We start from the raw sequence: 16,689 nt of genomic DNA, 5'->3' as shown, positions 1-16,689 counted from the left end.
ACAATTGCCATGAAGAGGCATGGCAAAAGGCATTTAGGACTTTTTTACTGTTTCTTAAAATGTTAAAAATTTAATTTCTTGAAATAAAATTAATTTCTCGTTCTTATGGACCTCCCCAAATCCATGATGTTCCCTTCATTGCCCTGCTGTCCTGAATCACCTATAATTTAAGGAACGGAACAATGACCAGTTACGGGATTCCACCTATGGATAGACAGAAGACATTTTACGTGCAAGGAGGCCATACATGAATATCAGTCAACTGGAGACGCTGATTACCATCTCGAAAACGATGAGTTTCCGCAAAGCCGGAGAACTTCTAAATCTGACTCAACCCGCCGTCTCGGCCCAAATCAAGAGCCTGGAGGATGAATTCAGTACCGTTCTTGTCGATCGGAACCAACCGGTCACCCTTACCGATCGCGGACAGGTGTTTCTTCAACATGCCGAACGTATGCTGGACATCGTGGGTGAGCTGAAACAGAAGCTGATGGATCTCGATGAGACCCCTCAGGGACATATCAGACTCGGTACAACCACGTCCATTGCCATTCAGATTTTGCCACGGGTCTTATCCTACTTTCAGGATCAATTTCCACTCATCAAAACCAGTATCCAATCCCTGCCTTCCTCCCAGATCTATACCCAGGTCGAGAATGGAATGGTAGACATCGGTATCGGTTATCTCACGGAACGGAATCCTAACCTGAATACATCCGTGCTGTATTATGATACGTTCGAACTTGTCGTATCCCCATTCCATCCACTGGCAAAGCAAAAGCATGCGGCGGTGGATGTCCTGCGCAGCACACCTCTGATTTTGCTATCTCCGGATACGGTAGGGCGCCGCTTTACGGAAGGCATTTTCAAAAAACATAATATTGAGCCCAATATCGTTATGGAGTTGTCGAGCAGCGAGGAAGTAAAACGGATGGTTGAGATTAATCTCGGGGCAGCCGTTATATCCAAACAATCCGTTGCCCACGAGTTACGGCAAGGCACACTGCGCATGATTCCACTCAGTGAACTGGAGGTCAGTCACCCTGTCGGAGTCATTTACAAATCAAGTCGTTATCTCAATTCGGCTATGCAGCAATTCCTGAGCGATCTCAAAGGCATGCCGGAGACCCAGTTCATCAGTTCAGAATGACAAATGAGCCATGAGAAAGGAAGGATTTCCATATGAAATTTGATCTTCACACCCATCATTTTCGTTGTGGTCATGCAGACGGCAATATTCGCGACTATATTGAGGCAGGTATTCAAACTGGACTTCAGGTCATTGGTATCTCAGATCATACACCTTACTTTGGGAGTGACGAGGAGCAGGCTTTTCCCCGGATCGCGATGGGCAAGTCGGAATTGCGTCATTACGTGGAAGAAGTTCTGGCTCTGAAGGAAGAATACGCGGGCAAAATTGATGTGCTGCTTGGCATTGAATCCGACTATTTCCCTGTCCATGCCGATTTGTATCGCAATACACTGGGGCAATATCCTTTTGATTATATTATTGGTTCAGTTCATCATACGGAAGATGTCAGCATATTCAACAAAACCCGCTGGAACGGATTAAGCGATGCGCGTAAGGTTGAAGTGAAAGAGAGTTACTATGCTTTGATTCGGCAATCGGCCCGAAGCGGTATGTTCCAGATTCTCGGACATATTGATGCCATGAAAGGAAATTATCCACCTTTCTCGGATATTATCGCGGATCAAGCCATCGATAAAACGTTGCAGGTCATTGCAGAATCGAACGTGGCTATTGAAATTAATACGTCAGGTAAAACCAAACTCAGTGGGGGCTGGTACCCTTCCGATGCCATTCTGGAGCGTGCGCATCATTACGGAGTGAAAGTGACTTTCGGATCAGATGCCCACAAACCGCAGCGTGTTGCCGATGAACTGGATGACGTTCGTACACGTCTGCAAGAGATTGGATTCACCGAATGGGTATACTTCAAGCAGAAACAAATGCAAGTTGTACCGTTTTAAACATAGAACATCACAATAGCCCTCACGGCGTAAAAAAAACGCTGTGAGGGTTTTTTCTTTGTATCCTAATATAAAAAATGTTATATAAGTTCAACTAAATATTTACACGATAGCGGAATGTAGTTCTGTATCGGAGTGTTGGTATAGAAATTCCATAGTTAAACTTATATAGACAAAAAAAATGAACCCGCTAAGTGCGGGTCCCAACAGCATTATCTATTATCAAAAAGGGGGTCATGAGATAAGTTTACCCGCTGTCTGTTAGAGTTCAATTGCAGCTATATTTCATTTGTGTAACAAATAATTGAAGTTCGTTTCAAGCCCCTGCTGTTTCATTTAATTCAGCATTTTGCATAATTCGCTTCAACTCGCTTCCGAGTAAAAAATATAGACGAATAGAAACATTTCGATCTATATTTTTCTAATTGAAAGACGCTCTTTGGATTTATGCAATATGCTTCTATTCTATGTTACTCGTGCTTGTCGGATACCAACGTTTGCAGGCGATTTTCCCAATGAGAACGGACATGCTGTTCACGATACAGACTATAAACCTTAACATCCAGCAGAGTATCCGGCGTCTCACCATCCTCATGATTCAAAACAAACGAAGGCAGAGTCCGTTCATAAATCATACCGCTTTTGCAGAGGACCCGTTCGGATGATACATTTGCCTCGTAACAGCGCGCTTCCACTTTGCACAAATTAAGTTCGGCAAAACCGAATTCCAGCAAACGCTGTACTGCCTCAGTTGCGACTCCCTTACCCCAGCATGACCTGTTCAGAATATATCCAATCTGTGCGGTACCGTTCTGGTCGTTCCAATGCTGGAATGAAGTGATGCCGATGATCTGTTCGCTGCCTTTCCAGCAGATGCCGTAATGCAGTGAATCCAGCTTGGCACTACTGCTGCGAATCTGATTCAATAATCGCCGAGCCCGGATTGGCGTGGGCTGACTCCCCCTGTTTACATAACGAATCACCTGCGGGTCGGAAAACAGCTCCGACAACGTGCTGTAATCACTCTGACGTAATGATCGAAGAACAAGGCGCTCTGTCCATAAAGCAGGCAATCCTTGGCCCAGCATTTTTCGGGTCAGCATGACAATCGCTCCTTTTGCCTAACGGGTTCTAGTCCGGTAAGACAAGCATGCTCTGAGGATGATCCGGCGCAAATAAAATACATGGATAAACAATGAAACATCACTATACTCTACAGTACTCCGCTCAGTAGCCCGAACATTAGTATGCCAATTCATTACAGCGGATTATTCCTGACATAACTAATCCGTTTGCAGCCCGCGATAAACGCCCGTACGAAGTTCCCGGATATAAAAATCAAGGGAAGGCACCTGAGCCTGCTGAGCAATCTGTACTTCCTGCTCAATATCATAAGGAACCCTTACAAATTGAAGGTTGAACGGGTTGTTTCGATCAGTGCTGTTCTCTCCTTCAAGGATACAGTAAGAAGCCTGGGTAAAATCAAGCGGGTTACCCACACTGCCCGCATTAAACAACATTTTCCCATTCATAAATTGCAAGTATGCATTATGCACATCCCCATATCCTACAACATCCGCCACACCAAGCTCAGGTTCATCTGCCGGAGCATCGAACATCGCTAACCTTTTCTCGATCTCATCCCACGGCTGTACACGGTGATATACACTTTGGGGAGAGGCATGCACCAAGCGGATCGTACGACCACTCAGCTCTAATTGGTGACTAAACGGCAAGCTCTCCAGATATGCCAATCGCTCCTTACCCAGCCGCTTCGCTTGCCAAGTAAAATTCTCATTGTCCTGATTAACCGCAACCAACTCATCCCAGTTGCCACGGATAACTTGCTCACATGTCTCCCTAACCAGATCAACAACCTGTACCGGATCAGGCCCCTTGCCAACGAGGTCGCCAAGACAAAAGATTCGCTTCAATCCGCGACTCCGAATATCTTTTAATACTGCTTCCCAAGCAGTCATATTGCCATGAATATCGGATACAATCGCAATTCGTTCCATCCGGCTAACCTCCCTTTATGCTCTATATTGTTTATGTTGTTAACCCTTTAATTCAAAAACCGTCAATTCCGGCCTGCACAAAAAGCGAATCGGCAGTTGGGTCATGCCAAAGCCACGGTTCACATAGACTGGCATATGCTTATCCCCTGCGTAATATAACCCTTGAATATACTTGAGTGAACCTCTCGGTGTAGTCAGTGCCCCAATCCAGGGAAAACGCACCTGTCCGCCATGACTGTGTCCAGAGAGCTGTAGTCCGAAACCGTAAGGTGCTGCAATGTCTGCATAATCGGGCTCATGCATAAGCAGCAGTTTCCAGACCTCTCTGCTCAATCCCTTGATTGCTACAACAGGATCAGGTCTGCCCGTAAGCGCGTCATCCAAACCTACTATCGCAATACGTGAATCCCCTCGTTCAATCAAAACATGGCTATTCCGGAGCAACGTGAACCCGGCCTCTTTAAACATCAGCTCCACTTCATGCTGCTGATGGCCTCGGTAATCATGGTTCCCCAATACGGCATATTTGCCATACTTCGCTTGCATTGAAGCCAGTGCAGGAATACATTCACGCATCGGTTCTGCCTCTCGTTCAACCATATCTCCGGTAAAACAAATCAGATCAGGCTGTTGTTCCCGTATCGTTTCAGCCAGCTTCTCCATTTGTTTCAGCCCCGTATGGAATCCAAGATGAGCATCACTGAACTGAATCACACGCAGTCCCTCGAATGCTTTTGGAAACTTGGGCAGTTTCAATTCAACATGCTTGATCTCCAGATGACGAGGCTCCCACAACCAGGCATATCCTCCTGTGAGCAAACTGGCACTCGCCGTCATTAAGATCATGCGCATCAAAAAACTGCGCCGGGAGGGATCATGATCCTTTTCCTCTCCGGGAAAAATGGAGTCCTCCGAATCAGATCCATACTGCGAGCGCCGGGGCGGCGAGATCTTGCTGCCCTCACGCGGTGTTTCTCCCATGCGTCCCCCTCCTTCTTCCGCTCCAAATCCATCCCCTTAGTATACCATATTCTGCATGACTAGCCCGGTTCCTTTGCGAGTACAGAAAAAGAAGCCGGGATCTTAGGCTAAATATGCCAAGGATCACGACTTCTTCTAATGGTGCAGATCCGAAGTTCTGCATTTGATATGACTAGATTACACACCCAACCAGCGTTTGAACATGTGTTTGGTTGTTTGTTTGTTCATTTCGGCAATGGAGGTAGTCAACGGAATACCTTTTGGACAAGAGCGTACGCAGTTCTGCGAGTTACCACAGCCCTCAATACCTCCGTCTTCCATAAGTGCTTCCAAGCGGTCTTCAGCGTTCATCTCCCCTGTTGGGTGAGCATTGAACAGACGTACTTGAGAAAGAGCTGCCGGACCGATAAAGTCTGTCTTTTCATTGACGTTCGGGCATGCTTCGAGGCATACACCACATGTCATACATTTGGACAGCTCGTAAGCCCACTGACGTTTCTTCTCAGGCATCCGCGGACCTGGACCGAGGTCATAGGTTCCATCAATCGGAATCCACGCTTTAACCCGTTTTAGGGCGTTAAACATCCGAGTACGGTCGATGACGAGGTCACGAACCACCGGGAAGGTTTTCATCGGTTCGATGCGAACCGGCTGTTCGAGCTTGTCGATCAGGGCAGCACACGCTTGACGCGGCTTGCCGTTGATGACCATGGAGCATGCTCCACAGACTTCTTCTAGACAGTTCGATTCCCAGCAAACCGGGGCAATGGACTTGCCTTCTGTATTAACCGGGTTCCGCTGGATCTCCATCAGGGCGCTAATAACGTTCATGCCGGGACGGTACGGAAGCTCAAACTCTTCGTTGTACGAAGATGACTCCGGACTGTCCTGACGGGTGATGATAAACTTGACGGTTTTTTTTGCTGTAGCTGTGTCCGTCATATCGTTGTCCCCTCCTTTGGTGACGATGATTGATTGCTATCGTTACAAGACCACAATGTTCACAAATGGTCACTCCGCTGGCAGAAGATCCTTCCGATCGCTGTTATCCCCAGATTTCTTTGATCCACCTTATAGGGTGGAAATCCGGAATAAAGGCGAACGCTTCGCTTCTTCAGTAATCTTCTGCCTTCTCCGTTCAGGTGTTAACTTTTAGATCATGTAAATATAAAATAAAATCCTTTTGGTGTTATGCAGTAAAGGCGAGCGCTTCGCTTCTTCTGGGAATTTCCGCTTCCTCCGCTACGTCGTGCACGCAGGGTCACTTTGTTGGAAACTGCACTTCATTCATTCTGGTGGCAGTAACATTGAGAAGCTCCGCGTACGCTTTGCCTCTATGTGTCTACTAGTTTTCCGTTATGTTGCTAAGTCATTAACTTTATGAACAGACCGAAATTTCGCTTTACTTAGTCTTTCGAGTAGTCCCGGATCCGTGGTGGGATCAGGGAAACGTCTACAGGCTCGTACGAAATTTTCGGACCTTCCTTCGACCAGCTTGCGATCGTTGTTTTCAGGAATTCTTCGTCATTCCGTTCGGTGAAGTCCGGTTTGTAATGCGCTCCACGGCTTTCGTTACGCAGCAGTGCGCCCAAAGTCATCGCTTCTGCCAGTTCAAGCATGTTCCACAGCTGACGGGTAAATGCTGCACCCGGGTTGTTCCAACCGGAAGTGTCGTACATGTTGATTTTACCGTAACGCTCTTTCAATTCCTTGATTTTGCCGATAGTCGCTTCCAGCTTATCGTTGTAACGTACCACCGTCATATTCGCTGTCATCCACTCGCCAAGCTCTTTATGAATGACATATGCATTTTCATTGCCCTGCATATTTAGGATGCCTTCGTATTTATCGGTTTGGCGCTTGGTATAACCATCGAATACGGAAGAACTGATATCTGCGGACGATTTTTTGAGTCCTTTGATATATTCAACTGCTTTCGGTCCAGCCACCATCCCACCGTAGATTGCCGATACCAGGGAATTTGCACCCAGACGGTTCGCACCATGATATTGGTATTCACATTCACCAGCTGCGAACAGTCCTGGAATGTTGGTCATTTGGTTATAATCTACCCACATGCCGCCCATGGAATAATGGACTGCCGGGAAAATTTTCATTGGGATTTTACGCGGGTCATCACCCATGAACTTCTCGTAGATCTCAATGATTCCGCCGAGCTTCACATCCAGCTCCTTCGGATCTTTGTGTGACAAGTCGAGATATACCATGTTCTCGCCGTTCACGCCGAGGCCCATATCCACGCAGACACTGAAAATTTCACGCGTCGCGATATCACGCGGAACAAGGTTACCGTATGACGGATATTTTTCTTCGAGGAAGTACCAAGGCTTACCGTCTTTGTACGTCCAGATCCGTCCACCTTCACCACGAGCCGATTCGGACATCAGACGCAGTTTGTCATCGCCCGGAATAGCAGTCGGGTGAATCTGAATGAACTCACCGTTCGCGTAATTTACACCTTGCTGATACACCGCACTTGCGGCAGTTCCTGTATTGATAACTGAGTTGGTTGTTTTACCGAAAATAATACCAGGGCCGCCGCTCGCCAGAATAACTGCTTCTGCCGGGAACGTTTGTACCTTCATCGTTTTCAAATCCTGGGCTACAATCCCGCGGCAGGTGCCTTCGTCATCCACAACAGCCTGTAGGAACTCCCAGTTCTCATATTTCGTAACGAGACCCGCTGCTTCCCAACGACGTACTTGCTCATCCAACGCGTAGAGCAATTGTTGTCCAGTGGTTGCACCAGCAAACGCCGTACGGTGATGCTTCGTTCCACCGAAACGGCGGAAATCGAGCAAACCTTCCGGTGTCCGGTTGAACATTACGCCCATCCGGTCCATCAGGTGAATGATGCCTGGTGCTGCTTCACACATCGCTTTGACTGGAGGCTGATTCGCCAAAAAGTCACCGCCGTATACTGTATCGTCAAAGTGTACCCATGGAGAGTCGCCCTCACCCTTGGTATTTACCGCACCGTTGATACCGCCTTGGGCACATACGGAGTGGGATCTTTTGACGGGAACCAGTGAAAATAAATGAACATGGACTCCGGCTTCAGCCGATTTGATCGCCGCCATCAATCCCGCGAGACCTCCGCCCACAATAATTACATTAGATGATGCCATTGCTGTTCACTCCCTTATAAGTCAGCATTTAAAGTCCAAATGCTTAAATCAGAACTGTCTTAACTGCGTCAATCATAGAAGTGGCTACCTGGAAATCCATGCTCCGGAAAGCAAGCAGCGATGCAATAAACATGAGAGCTACAATAGCAAACAAGCTCATGCAGATGTAGGAAGATACACGCTGCGCACGCGGACCGACGGTAATTCCCCAGCTAACCAGGAACGACCACAAACCGTTGGCAAAGTGATAGGATGCCGCAACCACACTGATCAGATATAAAATAAACGTTACCGGGTTCATCACGATGCCGTGTATGACACCGCCAAGCTCTTCGTGTGTGACATTCCCCAGCGCAACCTGGAAACGAGTCTCCCAAATATGCCAGATGACGAACACAAACGTAATGACACCGCTGACGCGCTGCAACGTATAGCGCCAGTTGCGCTCATTGCCAAAACGTCCCACGTTAGGCTTGGCCTGATAGGCAATGTACAAACCATATACTCCGTGATAGAACAGCGGCAACCAGATGAGAAGCGTTTCAAGTACAATTACGAGCGGCAGGCCATTCAGAAATGCAACTGCATCGTTAAAGCCTTCTTTGCCGCCTTCAACTGCCGAGAAGTTCGTCACCATATGCTCAATGAAAAACAGACTGAGCGGAATGACGCCAAGCAAGGAGTGCAGCTTTCTGGAGTAAAACCCTTTCATAAAATGTCGATCCCCTTTCGCTAAATACAACGTTTTCATAAATAAAATTCGCTTATCATGACACAAACCTTTCCCAAGGAAAGGTTCGACAAATTGTTCCGTTTTCTTCAGGTGTGAACAACTTGTGTCACGATTCATGTTACTCCTTTTTTTCTTATAAGGGAATTGCAATATAATTATTAAATGTTATAACCTATAGGTATAAGTTATAAACATCGGTCGTGCAGGCCATACAACATGAAGAAATATTTGACAAGGAGATGCCTCACGCAAAGTACGTTCATACGTTCATTAGAAAAGAGGTTAGTGCTCATGTTCGAGGAATTAAACGCTTTTGCGGCGGTTGTAGAGCAGTCCAGTCTGAACCGTGCATCGAAATTGCTGAATCTTTCACAGCCCGCGCTGTCTCGCAAAATCTCCAAATTGGAGGATGAACTCGGCGTAGCGCTCTTTCATCGCCGTGGTAAACGACTTGAATTAACCAGCGTAGGCCAGTTCGCCTATACTTTCGCGGTAGAGCAGAAACAGCAGCAACAAAAATTTCTGACCATGCTGGCCCAGTACAAGGACGAAGAACAAAGCTCCATTACGCTTGGAGCCAGTCTGACAACGCTTCAAACCACATTGCCACCGCTGGTAAATGCCTTTATGCAGAAACATCCGAATGCGGAAATCAAGCTGGTGACAGGGAAAACGCATGAAATTGTCTCTTTTGTGCGGGATAAAAAAGCCGATGTAGGCATCGTTGCATCCTCTATAAGTGAAGCCGGGCTAAACTGTGTGCCACTTTTTGATGATCATCTGGAGCTGGTTGTGCCCTTAACGCATCCCCTATCGGGTAAAGAAGCCGGAATGGAACATTTGCAAGATCTGCCGATGATTACGTTCTCCAAAGGAACCTGGTATCGCAAATTAACCGACGACCTGTTCCAGCGCTGCGCCGTGATGCCGGATATTCGCATGGAGATTGACTCCTTTGAAGCGATTGTCCGTCTTCTGCCTACCTGCAAAGCTGCAGCCCTTTTGCCCAAGTCATATCTCCGCCCTCAGTTGCTTGCGGACAATGATCTCGTCTCGGTATATCTGCCGCAATTGCAACAGACCCGGCGAACAACCTGCATGATCTATGGGGAAAAGGAAGACCTCAGCCAAACCTCCAGACAGTGGGTCAGAGAAACGGCTGCGCTCTTTACAGCAAAGGCGCCGCTGCCCTCACGGAGGACTACGACGCCTTAGCATTCATATCAATCAGCCGAGCTCAACGCTCTGCTTTCATTTAATAGACTCAGCTCTAGCTCTCTTGGCTGATCACTTCTTCCTCAAAACGGTCAATGTCGTCATTCATGCCGATAATTACCATGATATCACCCATCTGAAGCGAGTCCAGTGCAGTCGGGGCAATGATGACCCCGGCTTCCTTTTGCAACGCTACAATGCTGCAACCAAAGCGTACTCGAGCATTCAGAGTGGACAGCGTTTTATTATGCAAACAGGCCGGAACCTTCATCTCCACAATACTGTAATCATCGGACAATTCGATATAATCCAGCAGATTTGGGGTGACGAGCTGATGGGCAACCCGGATTCCCATATCACGCTCAGGATAAACAACACGATCGATCCCCAGCTTGTCCAGTGCCCGCCCATGAAGAACTGAAATGGCTTTGGCCACAACTGTTTTTACGCCGAGTTCCTTCAGTAAAATAGCAGTGAGAATACTGGTCTGGATATCAGCCCCGATGGCAACGATACAGCAGTCAAAATTACGGATGCCCAGGGAGCGCAGCACTTCCTCATCCGTTGAATCCGCGACGACGGCATGGGTGACCAATTCACTCATGTCTTCGACGACTTCTTCATTTTTATCGATACCCAGCACTTCATAACCAAGCTCCATTAATTCCTGTGCCAGACTGGAGCCAAAGCGCCCAAGCCCAATTACCGCAAACTGCTGTGTTTTCATTGTTCTTCACGAACCCCTTATCCAATAATCATTTTGCCTTCCGGATACCTGTACAACTCTTTACCCTTTTTCTGTCCGAGTGCATACGCGAGCGTAATTGGTCCAAGACGTCCTGCAAACATCGTGAAACAGATCAAAAGCTTGCCGATCGTGGTCAGCTTCAGTGTAAGCCCCATAGATAAACCTACAGTACCGAAGGCGGATGTTGTCTCAAATAATATCATTAAAAAACTGCTGTCTTCCGTCGTACTAAGCACCATCGTAACGGCAATAATGAGCAACAGTGCAAGCAGTGTAATCGTCAGTGCTTTGAAAATGCGTTCCTGTAGGAGCCGATATCTGAAAAAGACGATATCTTCCCGTCCTCGCATCATGGCATAGACAGCTCCGGCCATAATCATAAATGTGGTTGTTTTAATACCGCCTCCGGTAGAACCGGGGGAAGCACCAATAAACATTAATATAATGATGAAAAATTGCGTTGCCTGTCTCAGACCAGCAATGTCTACCGTATTCGCCCCTGCTGTTCTTGGGGAAACCGACTGGAAGAACGAACCGAGAATTTTACCACCCCAGTTCAGGCCACCCAATGTCCGGGGATTGCTGAATTCAAATACAAATATAACCAAAGCTCCAAATATGATTAACAATCCTGTTGTCAGCAATACCACTTTGGAATGCAGCGACAGCTTCTTCGTCCTCCGATACTCCACCAGATCAGACAAAACGACAAAACCAATTCCTCCTGCAATAATCAAGAACATGGCTGTAAAATTCACGAGCGGATCATACACATACCCGGTTAAGCTGCGGAAATCTCCGAACATATCAAACCCGGCATTGTTGAACATGGAGATGGCATGCCAATATCCATAATAGATGGCCTGCCCCATTGGCATATCAAACGACCACCGAATGGCGAACAACGTGCCACATATGCCTTCCAATATGAGCGAGTAGATCACAACTTTCCGAATAAGGCGGACAATCCCCTCCATCGTGCTCTGATTCATCGCTTCCTGCAAAATCAACCGCTCACGCAGAGAGATCCGCCGTTTGAATGCAATCGCCACCAGTGTCGACATCGTCATAAAGCCAAGGCCGCCAATTTGAATCAGGATTGCAATTATGATCTGACCCAACGTCGAAAAATGAGTACCCGTATCCACCACAACCAGCCCTGTTACGCAGACTGCGGAAGTCGCAGTGAAGAGTGCGTCAATAAAAGGAAGGCTGACCCCGCTTCGACTGGATGCCGGGAGCATCAACAGAAGTGTCCCGAGCAATATAATACCCGCGAACCCTAGGACCAGAATTCGGGGTGGCGATAGACGCATCCATTGAACATTCATTTTCACTTGAGTATCATCCACCTCTGCCAAAAAGAAAATGACTCCACGATGTGGAGCCTTTCTCCGAAGCGCTTTTCCACATGACTTGACGGAATAGCCAAGCACTTGGAAAGCTTCACTTCGGAGTGTAAACATGTATGATTTTCGCTGTAACACATATACATTAGGTTGGAATACCTTTTATACATTCTATTCGTTCCCTTGTTAGCCTAAAGACATGCGGAATATTGGACATTTGATTCAAAATTATAAGCTCTGCGACGTTTGTATACAAAACGATTTTTGTGTAAATAGCATCGAATTCCGTCAAAAAGGGAAAAACTCAGATATGGCGATGGATAGATCAGATTGTTTCGATCATTTTCATTCGTTTTCATGCATTTGCACCACTTCTCGTTTCGTCATTGGCATTCGGGGCTTGGGCTGTGCTATCTTTACTTTAATATCCATATTAATAAAGGAGGAACAATATTAAATGAATCCCTTAGGGCAGCCTTTGGTACTCAAAGCTAACTTCAAGCGTTTAGGGTTGCTTGCGGCGATTGGCCTGATTCTGTTTTTCGTTTTTCAAATCTTTCCTGCCACCTCATCGCAAACGACTGATATCCAGTCTACTTCCTTCATAAGCAAGGAGAAAGCGGCGGAGTCGGCACGATCTTTTGCAGCTTCTCTACCTGATTATACCCTTCCGTCAAATACCGGAAACGAGCTTGTGACGTACCAAACCCATTCCGACATCTATGGGTATATGGCCAAAACCAAACAGTTAGAAACCTATAACAAGAAATGGGAAACTACCTATCCTTACGATGTGTACCGCGTTCGTTTGCCCGATCAGGACAAAGGCGGTTATTTGAATGTTGACGTACATATGAGAACAGGAAAAGTTGTCGGTTTCAAGCGCGAACTGCCGTCCTCCCTGTATGCATCCATTGAGGCTGAGCAGGACAAAAGCAAAGTAAATGCTGCCCAACGTTTAGCTGAAGATAACCTTTCCCTAAAGGAAAAAGAGCAGCTTGCCGCTGGCGTACTTGGCGAATTCGGGTATAATGTACCGAAACTTCAACTGGACACCCGTGAAGAAGAAGCGGGGCTGCAATACACGGATAACGAAAAGCAAATTGGAGATTCCAAGCTGGAACTGAATTTTACGTTTGAAAACGGAGCCGTTCGCTCCTTCGAATCGGTCTTCTCGGTTCCTACCTCCCATACCGACTATGTACAAAATCAGACTCGGCAAGCCAACTGGATGACTTATGGCGGTTATGCTTTCCTGACCTTTGTGCTTGGCGTGCTCGCGATCATCTACAGTATTCTGACGAGAGCACACACGTCATTCAAACGCGGAATCGTTCTGTCTCTGGTATACTTTGCAGCTTCCGTGATTGGCACACTGAACATGATTCCGCTCTTTCAGGCGCAGGGGCTGTCTAACTTTATGCTGACCTTCCTGATGGTGATGCAAGCTGGGATTACGCTAGTCATGAGTGCAACCATCTATCTGTCGCTCGTTGCCGGTGACGGCATGTGGCGCAAAATCGGTCTGAATCCTTGGCCTCGAGCCAAAGAACCCGGATACGGCAAATATGTCCTGCACAGTATGTATACAGGATACTTATGGGCGTTGATTCTGCTGGGTGTGCAATCCGTACTGTTCTTTATTCTGGAGCGCAGTATTGGAAGCTGGTCAACAACATCGGCTGACCAGTCCACATACAACATGAGTTATGCCTGGATCTTCCCGATTATGGCCTGGATGGCCGGGATCGGTGAGGAAACGGTCTATCGTCTGTTCGGAATTCGCATGATGCAGAAGGTTGTACGCAATACGTTCATTGCTTGCCTTATCCCAACATTAATTTGGGCTCTGGGACACACCCTGTACCCAATCTATCCGGTCATCACACGTCCAATTGAGCTTACTGTCATCGGACTTTTGTTCAGTCTGATCATGCTGCGCCACGGTTTCATCGCCGTTGTATTCGCACATGTTATCTTTGACAGCCTGTTGATGGGCCTAAGCCTGATCTTCATGGGTGATGCACTGAACATTTCCGCAGGACTCTTCTGGATTGTGCTTCCGGCCATCGTTGGTTATGTCATCTATAAGATGAATCCACAACAAAAAGAGAAGCCGTATGTCACGACTCCTCATCACGAAGTGCTGCAATAATCTGATTCGCAAGCTTGTCACCAATAGATAGAGGCCGGAAGTCTTCGACGCTGGCCTCTTTTATTTTGCGTAAAGAGCCAAAATGCTTCAGCAGCAGCTTGCGCCGCTTTTCGCCGATACCCGGAATGGCGTCCAGACGGGAGGTCACCATCGATTTCCCACGCTGCTCGCGGTGGAACGAAATCGCAAAACGGTGGACCTCTTCTTGAATCCGCTGCAACAGGTAGAACTCCTGACTGTCACGCGGCAAGGAGATGACTTCCGGCGGGTTGCCGATCATCAATTGTGAGGTCTTGTGCTTCGCATCCTTTACCAGGCCACATACCGGAATAAACAGCCCCAATTCATTCTCCAAAATATCGACCGCAGCCGAGATCTGTCCTTTACCACCATCGACCACAATCAGGTCAGGCTGGGTCAGATTTTCCTTCAATACCCGCTCGTAACGGCGACGGATAACTTCTCGCATCGTTTCATAATCATCCGGTCCTTCAACCGAACGGACCTTGTACTTCCGATATTCCTTCTTATCCGGTTTACCATCGGTAAATACAATCATGGCGGATACCGGGTTCGTACCCTGGATGTTCGAGTTATCAAACGCTTCAATACGGTGAAGCTGATCCAGTCCAATAAAACGTCCCAGTCCTTCAGCAGCTTTGGATGTCCGTTCTTCATTCCGCTCAATCAGGCGGAACTTCTCTTCCAGGGCCACACGTGCGTTATCCACGGCCATGGTGATCATCTGGCGTTTCAATCCACGCTGCGGAATGTGGACTTTAATTTCCAGCCATTCCTGCAATGCTGCTGCGACCTGAGAAGGGTCTTCGAAGCCTGGAGGCTGTTTATCAGCCGATACATCTTCCTGAGCAACAGCGTCGTCTTGGTTAGCCATCGCAGCTTCTTCCGCTTCTGCTTCGGGTTGGATATCACCATAAGATGCACGGGACTCGGCAACACGTAGCTCAACCCCAGAATCTTGCGTCAATCGCGTTGTCTCTTCTGGCTCGATTGTCACCGCCGCAGGTACCGCTCCATCAGCATCGGATATATCATCCGCACCACCGTCACCCGCTGCCAGATCTTTTGGCATTTCCGGAAGTAAGATCTCCTGTGGCAACGCTGGATTATCACTGTAATACTGGGTCACGTAAGACATAAAGTCACTGTATGCCTCACCGTAAAACGGGAACGTTGATACGTGTCGTTCGATCATTTTCCCCTGACGCATATATAGAATCTGGACACACATCCAGCCTTTATCAATGGCAAAACCAAAAACATCGCGGTCTCTGGCATCCGCCATCGTAATTTTCTGTTTTTCCATCATCGCATCAATGGCAATGACCTGATCCCGAAGTTCCTTGGCACGTTCAAAATACAGATCCTCAGCCGCTTCCTGCATTTTGCGCTGTAAATCCTTTTTGATCTCCTCATGCCCGCCACTCAAAAATGAACTGATCTCCTGGGAGATCTCATCATACTGCTCTTTGCCCACTTCTTGCACACAGGGAGCGAGGCACTGTCCCATATGATAATACAGGCATACTTCCTTCGGCATCACGCCGCATTTGCGTAACGGATACATCCGGTCAAGCAGCTTTTTCGTTTGGTGTGCCGCATATGAATTCGGATAAGGTCCGAAGTATTTGGCTTTATCTTTGAGCACCCGCCGGGTCACTTCGAGTCGGGGATGCTTTTCATTCGTAATTTTAAGGTAAGGAAATGTCTTATCATCCTTGAGCAACACGTTATACCGCGGCATATGTTTCTTAATCAGGTTACACTCCAGAATGAGTGCTTCCATATTGCTGCCGGTAACGATATATTCGAAATCACGGATTTCGGACACCAGGCGCTGTGTCTTCCCATTATGACTGCCGATAAAATATGATCTTACGCGATTCTTCAACACTTTGGCTTTACCTACATAGATAATGGTACCTTCACTGTTTTTCATCAGGTAACAGCCGGACATGTCAGGCAGCAAAGCCAGCTTGTGGCGGATCTGCTCCAATGCCTTCTCTTGCTCCTGCACGTTAGTAATGAATTCATCCATAATTCGGTGGGTCCTCCTTCCCGAAAAAAGTATAAATAAAAGGTTACACTGTACCACTCCGATTGCAGTACCTTCTTCCAATCGCTGTTATCCCCAGTTTTTTTGTCCTCTCCGCTACTGTGTAAATAATTAGTTCCATTAATATATAAGGAAAAAGAAGTCTTAGGATAAATACAAGCGCTGCGCTTCTAAAGATTGCTCTACACTCTACATTATCGTGTAAAAATAATTATATCTTATATTGTCCTATATGAAAGTATTCGACGCAAAACGCCCCCGGCGCATAACCG

General features: G+C 47.2%; 13 protein-coding genes. 4 read left to right on the top strand and 9 right to left on the bottom strand.

Annotated features, from left to right (window positions below; translation table 11 throughout):
- The first annotated feature begins 247 nt into the window (after nt 1-247).
- Nucleotides 248-1,150, top strand: a complete 903-nt coding sequence (locus tag CS562_RS20390) for a LysR family transcriptional regulator (protein WP_076290883.1) — start codon at nt 248-250, stop codon at nt 1,148-1,150.
- A 32-nt stretch (nt 1,151-1,182) separates the two neighbouring features.
- Nucleotides 1,183-1,992 carry a histidinol-phosphatase gene (locus tag CS562_RS20385; protein ID WP_099858057.1) on the top strand — a complete coding sequence of 270 codons (810 nt, stop codon included), beginning with the start codon at nt 1,183-1,185 and terminating at the stop codon, nt 1,990-1,992.
- Between the two features lie 470 nt (nt 1,993-2,462).
- On the opposite strand, the gene CS562_RS20380 is transcribed toward CS562_RS20385, so the two are convergent.
- From CS562_RS20380 to CS562_RS20355, 6 genes are all read right to left on the bottom strand, one after another.
- Nucleotides 2,463-3,095, bottom strand: coding sequence for a GNAT family N-acetyltransferase (locus CS562_RS20380; protein WP_099858056.1), 633 nt, complete (start codon nt 3,093-3,095; stop codon nt 2,463-2,465).
- A gap of 180 nt (nt 3,096-3,275) precedes the next feature.
- Entirely contained in the window at nt 3,276-4,010 is a 735-nt protein-coding gene (locus CS562_RS20375; protein ID WP_076290884.1) for a metallophosphoesterase family protein, read from the bottom strand.
- A 39-nt stretch (nt 4,011-4,049) separates the two neighbouring features.
- Nucleotides 4,050-4,991: a metallophosphoesterase gene (locus CS562_RS20370; protein ID WP_099858055.1), complete on the bottom strand. Its 942-nt coding sequence runs from the start codon at nt 4,989-4,991 to the stop codon at nt 4,050-4,052.
- A gap of 177 nt (nt 4,992-5,168) precedes the next feature.
- Nucleotides 5,169-5,933: a succinate dehydrogenase iron-sulfur subunit gene (gene sdhB / locus CS562_RS20365; protein WP_053783217.1), complete on the bottom strand. Its 765-nt coding sequence runs from the start codon at nt 5,931-5,933 to the stop codon at nt 5,169-5,171.
- Nucleotides 5,934-6,397: 464 nt separating this feature from the next.
- Nucleotides 6,398-8,140, bottom strand: a complete 1,743-nt coding sequence (gene sdhA / locus CS562_RS20360; protein WP_076290886.1) for a succinate dehydrogenase flavoprotein subunit — start codon at nt 8,138-8,140, stop codon at nt 6,398-6,400.
- Nucleotides 8,141-8,183: 43 nt separating this feature from the next.
- Entirely contained in the window at nt 8,184-8,852 is a 669-nt protein-coding gene (locus tag CS562_RS20355) for a succinate dehydrogenase cytochrome b558 subunit (RefSeq protein ID WP_076290972.1), read from the bottom strand.
- A gap of 312 nt (nt 8,853-9,164) precedes the next feature.
- On the opposite strand from CS562_RS20355, the gene CS562_RS20350 reads away from it, so the two are divergent.
- Nucleotides 9,165-10,088, top strand: coding sequence for a LysR family transcriptional regulator (locus CS562_RS20350; protein ID WP_076290887.1), 924 nt, complete (start codon nt 9,165-9,167; stop codon nt 10,086-10,088).
- A 55-nt stretch (nt 10,089-10,143) separates the two neighbouring features.
- On the opposite strand, the gene CS562_RS20345 is transcribed toward CS562_RS20350, so the two are convergent.
- Both CS562_RS20345 and CS562_RS20340 read right to left on the bottom strand, forming a co-directional pair.
- Nucleotides 10,144-10,815, bottom strand: coding sequence for a potassium channel family protein (locus CS562_RS20345; RefSeq protein WP_076290888.1), 672 nt, complete (start codon nt 10,813-10,815; stop codon nt 10,144-10,146).
- 17 nt (nt 10,816-10,832) lie between these two features.
- Nucleotides 10,833-12,167, bottom strand: coding sequence for a TrkH family potassium uptake protein (locus CS562_RS20340; protein ID WP_373561757.1), 1,335 nt, complete (start codon nt 12,165-12,167; stop codon nt 10,833-10,835).
- Between the two features lie 475 nt (nt 12,168-12,642).
- On the opposite strand from CS562_RS20340, the gene CS562_RS20335 reads away from it, so the two are divergent.
- Nucleotides 12,643-14,340, top strand: a complete 1,698-nt coding sequence (locus CS562_RS20335) for a CPBP family intramembrane glutamic endopeptidase (protein WP_099858054.1) — start codon at nt 12,643-12,645, stop codon at nt 14,338-14,340.
- On the opposite strand, the gene uvrC is transcribed toward CS562_RS20335, so the two are convergent.
- Entirely contained in the window at nt 14,309-16,399 is a 2,091-nt protein-coding gene (gene uvrC / locus CS562_RS20330) for an excinuclease ABC subunit UvrC (protein ID WP_099858053.1), read from the bottom strand. The two genes, CS562_RS20335 and uvrC, sit on opposite strands and share 32 nt — an antisense overlap.
- Nucleotides 16,400-16,689: the final 290 nt, after the last annotated feature.

Source organism: Paenibacillus sp. LK1 (assembly GCF_002750415.1).
Classification (GTDB): domain Bacteria; phylum Bacillota; class Bacilli; order Paenibacillales; family Paenibacillaceae; genus Paenibacillus; species Paenibacillus taichungensis.
Note: the sequence above shows the minus strand (reverse complement) of the source record. Positions and strands in the feature narration are given on the sequence as shown.